Source organism: Vibrio sp. 10N.222.49.C9, assembly GCF_041474985.1.
In the GTDB taxonomy this organism is placed as follows: Bacteria; Pseudomonadota; Gammaproteobacteria; order Enterobacterales; family Vibrionaceae; genus Vibrio; species Vibrio crassostreae_C.
Window position 1 is genome coordinate 1 of the sequence record NZ_JBFRVD010001131.1, and the last position, 281, is coordinate 281.

1 protein-coding gene is annotated in these 281 nt (G+C 50.5%); it reads left to right on the top strand.

Annotated features, from left to right (window positions below):
• Positions 1-7: 7 nt before the first annotated feature.
• Positions 8-281: DUF924 family protein (locus AB4585_RS27215; RefSeq protein WP_372171860.1), on the top strand; the 274-nt coding region annotated here is incomplete at its 3' end.

The window sequence follows — 281 nt, forward strand, 5'->3', positions numbered from 1 at the left end:
GCATTCTATGACGCTAAATTACGATGATGTGCTGAGCTTTTGGTTCGATGAACTGCAGCCAAGTGATTGGTTTCGCTCCAGTGCTGAGCTCGATCAACAGATTCAACAGCGATTTGGTGAGTTGCACGCTAAAGCGTGCCAATGCGAGTTGGCCTGCTGGCGCCAATCTCCGCAAGGGAGGTTGGCTGAGATTATCGCACTAGACCAGTTTTCTCGTAATTTATTCAGGGACTCGGCATTGGCGTTCGCAAGTGACCCTCTAGCCCTTGCCTTAGCTCAAG